Source organism: Streptomyces sp. ISL-66 (assembly GCF_018614135.1).
GTDB lineage: Bacteria > Actinomycetota > Actinomycetes > Streptomycetales > Streptomycetaceae > Streptomyces.
The window spans coordinates 1-6,524 of sequence record NZ_JAGGOW010000017.1 but is presented as its reverse complement, the minus strand read 5'-3'; the positions used below and the strand labels follow the sequence as shown (position 1 = coordinate 6,524).

Genomic DNA, 6,524 nt, shown 5'->3' with positions numbered 1-6,524 from the left:
CTTACCAAATGAGATGACTTCTAAGCGCAGGCAGACGGCGTCGGCGAGCGGAGCTGCACCTTCGGTGCGGGCCAGGTGCTCCAACGCGACGGGCATGGAGGAAGATACAGAGGCAGGCACAGGCTCGCTCGGTGCTCATGGGACGTAGACACTCACATGCTCACCGGCACCGTGCCTGCCCTGCTTCCCCACCCGGAACGGGACATGACGCCACGTCACGGACGAGACAGGCGAACCAGACCGATCGCTTTCATGCAATGACCCTGGGGCTGCCGCACACGCACAAGCTGCCCCCCGCCTGGGCGAGGAGCAGCTAGAGGTACTGCGACAGCTCTTTCAGTGAGAGGCCCGGAACACCGGCTCCAAGAGGTCGGGATCGAACGCGCCACTTCGTGGCCGGCCCTTGGGGATCGGATGGATGATCACGGCTTGCAGGACGGTCGTCGCGGCCTTGCGCTTCTGTCGCATGTCGAACCCCGCCCACTTCTCCTCGCTGAATCCCGCGAGGAAGTTGCGTGCGGCCTGCTCGGCATAGAAGTCGTTGCGGTCCTCCTGCGACTCGGCGATCTGGCGGTCGTTGTCGTCCTTGAACTCCAGGTACTCGGCGAGATCGAACACGCCTGACTTGTAGTTCTCCTTGATTTCCGCCCGCTTGACCAGGAGCGCGGCTAGCGTCTCCTCGCCGTACCACTTCTTCTCGTCGGGCCGCATGGCGGCGAACTGGGCCTTGAGCACCTTCACGACAAGGGCCTCGACGGCCTTGTCCGTGTAGTCGGCCCGGCGGCTGACCTTGTTGCATCGCGGGTCACCGCACCGGTACCGGTCCTGCTTGTTCGATCCGCTCGGACCGTTGCCCTTCATCTTCGCCAGGCACATGTTCCCGCCGTCGTCCACGTACCCGCACCGCGCGATGTTGGTCAGGAAGAACCGGCGGGTGTCCTCGGCGATCTCCCGGAAGTTCTTCTTGCCCTCCCGCAGGACCTTGTCCCGGAAGCGGCTCGACGCGGTTTCGCCATCCGGGTTGAACCACACGGGGCACCGCTTGACGAGCAACAACCACTCCTCGGGCGTGCACACGGTCTCCCAGTTGCCGACGACGGGTTCACCGGTCTTGGGATCGGTTACCAGCTCGCCGTGGATCATCCGGTAGCCGCACAGGGCGGGATTCGTGAGCATGTACTGAACCGGTGTGGTCGCCCATCTGTTGCCCCGGAGGGTCAGATATCCGCTGTCGTCCAGGAATGTGACGGCGGTAGCCCAGTGCTTTCCGGTGAGTACCAGCTCGATGGCGCCCCGCAGAACCTTCGATTCCTTCGGGTCCAGCTTCTCGTTGACCTTGCGGCCCGTACGGGCGTCGGCTCCGAGCCATCCGAAGCGGCGCGGGCCTACGGGATTCCCTTCCAGGGCAAGGTCCCGGACGTTGCGCTTCACACGCCGCTTGACCCGGACCACCTCGCGCTCACCCATGGCTGAGGTGAGGAGTCCCCGAAGCATCTCGGCGTCGCTGTGGACGTCCAGGACGGTCTTCGTGTCGGCGATGGCGTACAGCCCGTGCTTGTCCACGGTGAGGGCCCTGTGCAACTTCAGGTAGTCCTCGGGGAGACGGACCACGCGCTCTTCCTCGACGACGAACAGGCCCTGGATCGGGTACCCCTCCTCAACGCGACGGGCCCGGAGGTCCCGAACCAGGCGGAGGAACGCCGGCCGCTCGATGTCAGGGTCGGCCGCGGTGATGTGGTTGTCGGTGTACCGGTAGACGATGGCGCACCCGTGCTGTGCGGCGAACTCGTCGTTGTTGCGGTGCTGCCGGGCGACACCTGCGGCGTCTCGCTTGTCATTGGTGATGCGGGCGTACGAGCAACTGGGCTTCCGGTCGTTCAGCCACTCCTCGAAGGTTCTGCCCTCGGCAAGAGCCTGATGTAGGTCGGGATGCATGAGCCACTTGGACGACGCTTTCACCGCTGCTAACCTCTCGCGACAAGGGCAAGTGTCTGAGCGATAGTAATGTGTCAGCTACATGGTCCCCTTCGTGGCGCCGGCGGGCTCCTGATCGCGCTCGCCTTCGCCATCGGCGGGTACGAGATCAACAACGCCCCCTCCGTCGCCGAGCACTTCGTCTGGACCGAGGCCGCCAGCTGGGCCGCGCTGCTCTTCCAGACCGGCGGTCTCGCCTTCGGCTTCCTCGTCCCCGTCCTGGCCGGTTACATCGCCTACGGCATGGCCGACCGCCCCGGTCTCGTACCCGGCTTCGTCGGCGGAGCCGTCGCCCTCACCATCAACGCCGGGTTCCTCGGCGGCCTGATCGCCGGTCTGATCGCGGGCGCCACCGTCCTCGCCGTGCAGAAGATCAGCATCCCCACGGCGCTGCGCGGCATCATGCCCGTCGTCGTACTGCCGCTCATCGGCTCGGCCGTCACGGCCTTCCTGATGTTCCTGGTGGTCGGCAAGCCCGTGGCCTCGCTCCAGCAGGCCCTCACCGACTGGCTCTCCGGCCTCTCGGGCGCCAACGCGATCATCCTCGGCGTCATCCTCGGGCTGATGATGTGCTTCGACCTCGGCGGCCCCCTCAACAAGGTCGCCTACGCCTTCGCCATCGGCGGCCTCGCCACTCCCAACGAGGGCAGCCTGAAGGTCATGGCCGCCGTGATGGCCGCCGGCATGGTGCCGCCGCTCGCGATGGCGCTGGCCACCACCGTCCGCGGCCGGCTCTTCTCCAAGAGCGAGCGGGACAACGGCAAGGCCGCCTGGTTCCTCGGCGCGTCCTTCATCAGCGAGGGGGCCATCCCCTTCGCCGCGGCCGACCCGCTGCGCGTGATCCCGGCGTCCATGGTGGGCGGCGCGGTCACCGGAGCCCTCTCGATGGCCTTCGAGTGCACCCTGCGGGCCCCGCACGGCGGCATCTTCGTCATCCCGCTGATCGGCAACCCGCTCCTCTACCTGATCGCCATCGCCGCCGGTACGGCCACCACCGCCGGCCTGGTCATCCTCCTCAAGGGCATGCGCAAGCAGGACGGCGCCGCGCGGTCCCCGCGAGCCCCCGAGGCCGGAGCCGATCCCGCGGAGGTCGCCGTCGCCGCCTAGGAGGTCACCGGACCTGCGCGCGGAGCGTCATCGCTCCGCGCGCGGCCGATTCGCTCTCGTACACCTCACACATGTGCCGCCCGTCCGGCGTCGCCGTGTGCTCGACCTCCCACAGGCTGAGCTCGCTCCCGTCCAGCAGGACGAACGCGTGCTCGTACAGGCTGAATCCGGCGTCCCGACCGTCCGTCAGGTAGTGCCGGGTGCCGAACGCCTGGGTGATCTGGTGCGCGTACGCCGTCCGCAGCAGCAGCGACACGCGCTCGCCCGGCCGGTCGGAGTTCTCCGCGCGGCGCAGTACCCGGCGGGCGTGGTCCGCGGACTCCTCCACCGCGTACTCGCGGTGCCGCTGGGCGGGGGTCGGAGGGGTGAACAGGGCGCTCAGTACGGCCAGGTCGCTCTCCGGTTCCTCCTCGGGCACCGCCCAGGTCAGTTCGCGCGCCACGTGCGAGGGGACCTCGTCGAACAGCCGGGCCACGGCCAGGCATATCTCGGCCCTGCTCGCGAAGACCTCGTACCGGATCGCCCGGTCGTCCTCGCGGCGGTGCGCCAGCTCCCACAGGGCCACCGAGTCGCCGTCGGCCAGCAGGTACGTGTGCCGCTGGACCTCCCGCCACGTCCCCGACCCGGGGCGCCCGCGGGTGGTGTGCAGCGAAGAACTGTGGGCGAGCGCCGTTGCGAGGCGCTCGACCAAGCGGTCCGGCAGGTCGTAGGAGTTGAGGGCGCGTCCAAGGAGTCGCTCGAGGTGCGCCTCGGTTGTCTCGTACGGATCGCTCAAGGTGGGTCTCCAGGCCGTCGCAGCTTGTGACTTCGGGGGAGCTCAACGTAGCCCCTGGGTCTGACATCACGTCCGGGGTTCGGTAAAACGTCCGGGATGCATCAGGGTTTCCCGCCACCCCTTCAGGTCAACCTCCGTACAGATGGGCATGGTTGGACCGGTTATCGGGTGGAAGGCGGGACTATGGGACGCATGGCAACGAATACCGTGGGCGTCCCCCGCCAGCAAGGACGGCCCCGCAACCGCGACGACGCGCAGCCGCCCGCCGTCCCCCGCTCGCTGGCCTGGCTGCTGGTGCTCACCGGGGCCGCCGGGGTGCTGGCCGCCTGGGTCATCACGCTCGACAAGTTCCTGCTGCTGGAGGACCCGGACTTCAAGCCCGCCTGCAGCCTCAACCCGGTGGTCTCCTGCGGCAGCGTCATGCGCAGCGACCAGGCGGCGGCCTTCGGCTTCCCGAACCCCCTGCTGGGGCTGGTCGCCTACGGGGCGGTCGTGTGCGTCGGCGCGGGCCTGCTGGCCGGCGCCCGCCACCGCGGCTGGTTCTGGCTGGGACTCGACGCGGGAATGCTCTTCGGCGTCGGATTCTGCTCCTGGCTCATGGTCCAGTCGCTCTACGAGATCAACGCGCTCTGCCTGTGGTGCTGCCTGACCTGGGTGGCCACCCTGCTGATGTTCTGGGCGGTCACCGCGCACGTCGTCCGTACGGGGATCCTGCCCACGCCCGCACCCCTGCGGAGCTTCTTCGCCGAGTTCGGCTGGGCTCCGCCCGCCCTGCACATCGGAGTGATCGGCATGCTGATCCTGACCCGGTGGTGGGAGTTCTGGACCGGCTGAGGGCGGCGTACGACACGCGAGGGCCCCGGCAGCTGGAAGCTGCCGGGGCCCTCGTCACATCGCTCTACGGGCGCCGGGCGCCCGGACCGCGGTCGGGAGCGGAGATCAGCTGCCGACGGCGCCGTTGCCCGACAGGACCGGGATGTTGTCCAGGATGTGCGAGAGCGGCTCGTCGCCCTTGGCCTGGGTGGAGTTCTCGGTGCACTGCTGGTTCTGCGGGTTCGACAGGATGTTGACGTCCTGGACACCGATGTTCGCGATGAGGGCGACGATCGACTGGGCGTTGACCTTGGCCGGCAGGCCGATGCAGGGCTTGTTCAGGGTGCCCTGCACGATGCCGAGCTGCGGGCTCAGGTCGCCGTGGGTCTTCTGGTTGCCGTAGATCTGCTGGGAACCGTTCCCGTTGACGGTGTTGACCCCGTTGTCGTTGCCGATGGCCATGGCCGGGGCCGCGACAGCAGCGCCCGCGCCGACGGCGGCGGCGGTGACCGCGGCAGCAGTCATGATCTTCTTGAGTATCTTGATCCTTTTGTCGCACGAGTGCCCGCTAGTGGAGCGCCCTGATCAACTGCCCGCCCGCAGGGTTGGTTCCGCTGCTTCACTCAAACGGCCTGCGGAGGGGCGGCTTTTCCCCCGGCCGGGCGGCCCGGCCCCGGACGCGTGCGCGAAGCCCGTACGCACCCCTGAGCCGGTTCGGGGCTCCTCGCTCCGGTTGCGGTCCGTAGAAGGTGTTCGCACGGTGGGTAAGGAGGCGGATCGCTCGGGTCCGCTTCCGCGCGACCATCGAAGGAAGATCCCATGCACCGCAGCAAGGCGTCCCGCATCCGCGTCCTCGTCCCGTCGGCCCTCGCGGTCGTGATACTCACCGGTGCGGTCGGCCCCGCGAGCGCCGCCGAAGGTGTCGGCGGCGGTGCCGCCGCGAACCGGGTGGCGGCGGCGCAGGAGCGGATCAACGAGAAGGTGGCGGCCGCCGGTCCCATCGACGACCTCCTCGCGTCGGTCAGCAAGATCCTGGCGGACCTGACCAAGAGCCTGGAGGCCCTGCTCCCGGGGATCAAGATCCCCGAGATCAAGCTGCCGACGCTCCCGAAGCTGCCGGAGATCCCGGGCATCCCCGCCCTTCCAATGCCGGCGATTCCCGAGATCCCCGAGATCCCCGAGATCCCGACCACCCTCCCCGTCTCCGATCCGGCCGGAGCGGTGCCGGCGGTACCTGGCGTACCGGCAGCACCGGCAGCACCGGCAGCACCGGCAGCACCTGCCGTACCTGCCGTACCTGCCGTACCCGGGACTCCGGCGGCCCCGGCGGTGCCCGTCACGCCGCCGGTGGACGTCCTGCTGCCCAGGACGCCGGCCCTCCTGGGCCTCGTCCCGTAGCGGTTCCGGAACCGGTCGCGGATCCGCACGCGATGACGATCATTGGGCCGAACAGGTCTGATCGCGTGCGGAACCGTGTCGTCTTGGACGCTGGACCGTTTCGCTCGATGTGAGCCCCGGAATCGGGGCAGAACATCGAAGAGAAGGTGCACTTCCCATGAACACTGCCAAGAAGGCCGCCCTGGTCCTGGCCACCGCTGGTCTCGCCGCGGCCGGTGCCGCCGGTTCCGCCGCCGCCGACGCGACGGCCGAGGGTGCGGCCGTGGGTTCCCCCGGTGTCCTCTCGGGCAACCTGCTCCAGGTTCCGGTCCACATCCCGATCAACGTCTGCGGCAACTCCGTGAACCTGGTCGGTGCGCTGAACCCCGCGTTCGGCAACGTCTGCGTCAACGACTGAGGTCAGATGCACCAAACCACTGTGGGCGCCCCCGGCCTGGCCGGGGGCGCCCACAGTGGT

General features: G+C 68.6%; 6 protein-coding genes and 1 pseudogene. 4 read left to right on the top strand and 3 right to left on the bottom strand.

Annotation, left to right across the window (positions count from 1 at the left end):
- Positions 1-336: 336 nt before the first annotated feature.
- Positions 337-1,959 (bottom strand): recombinase family protein, encoded by a 1,623-nt coding sequence (locus tag J7E97_RS04000; protein ID WP_215022319.1) that lies wholly within the window; start codon positions 1,957-1,959, stop codon positions 337-339.
- Positions 1,960-2,008: 49 nt separating this feature from the next.
- Between J7E97_RS04000 and J7E97_RS03995 the strand changes: the two are divergent.
- Positions 2,009-3,081: pseudogene (locus J7E97_RS03995) on the top strand (PTS fructose transporter subunit IIC); the annotation flags it as partial.
- A 4-nt stretch (positions 3,082-3,085) separates the two neighbouring features.
- Here J7E97_RS03995 and J7E97_RS03990 read toward each other — a convergent pair.
- Positions 3,086-3,856, bottom strand: coding sequence for a DUF6227 family protein (locus J7E97_RS03990; protein ID WP_215022315.1), 771 nt, complete (start codon positions 3,854-3,856; stop codon positions 3,086-3,088).
- A 192-nt stretch (positions 3,857-4,048) separates the two neighbouring features.
- On the opposite strand from J7E97_RS03990, the gene J7E97_RS03985 reads away from it, so the two are divergent.
- Positions 4,049-4,690 (top strand): vitamin K epoxide reductase family protein, encoded by a 642-nt coding sequence (locus J7E97_RS03985; protein WP_215022313.1) that lies wholly within the window; start codon positions 4,049-4,051, stop codon positions 4,688-4,690.
- Between the two features lie 105 nt (positions 4,691-4,795).
- On the opposite strand, the gene J7E97_RS03980 is transcribed toward J7E97_RS03985, so the two are convergent.
- The gene (locus tag J7E97_RS03980; protein ID WP_215022321.1) at positions 4,796-5,209 is read right to left on the bottom strand and encodes a rodlin; all 414 of its coding nucleotides are present in this window, start codon (positions 5,207-5,209) and stop codon (positions 4,796-4,798) included.
- Between the two features lie 279 nt (positions 5,210-5,488).
- Here J7E97_RS03980 and J7E97_RS03975 point away from each other — a divergent pair, with 279 nt between their 5' ends.
- Entirely contained in the window at positions 5,489-6,067 is a 579-nt protein-coding gene (locus tag J7E97_RS03975; RefSeq protein ID WP_215022311.1) for a hypothetical protein, read from the top strand.
- A gap of 157 nt (positions 6,068-6,224) precedes the next feature.
- Entirely contained in the window at positions 6,225-6,464 is a 240-nt protein-coding gene (locus J7E97_RS03970; protein WP_215022309.1) for a chaplin, read from the top strand.
- Positions 6,465-6,524: the final 60 nt, after the last annotated feature.